Genomic DNA, 263 nt, shown 5'->3' on the forward strand with positions numbered 1-263 from the left:
GGATCCCGCTTTTAACTCCGATGGCTTGGAGAATTTTTGATTGAGGGGAGCGGTTGATATATTCACTCATCAGTCCTGCAAGGAATCTCGGATTAGAAATAGATATTCTGATGGTGTCAGACATTTGATGTTCCTCCAATTGAATTTCCGTTTGTGCATTTTCAATCTCAGTAAAAATCCTGTTTACATGTTTTAAAAGAATTTTCCCTGATGAACTCAGCTTAATATTTCTGCCTTTTCTCTCAAACAAAGCTGTTCCCAGT

Annotated in this window: 1 pseudogene; it reads right to left on the minus strand. The window is 38.0% G+C overall.

Annotated elements, in window-relative coordinates:
* Window positions 1–263: pseudogene (locus tag SB658_RS24815) on the minus strand (LysR family transcriptional regulator); the annotation flags it as partial.

Source organism: Bacillus sp. SIMBA_008, from assembly GCF_046535495.1.
In the GTDB taxonomy this organism is placed as follows: Bacteria; Bacillota; Bacilli; order Bacillales; family Bacillaceae; genus Bacillus; species Bacillus subtilis.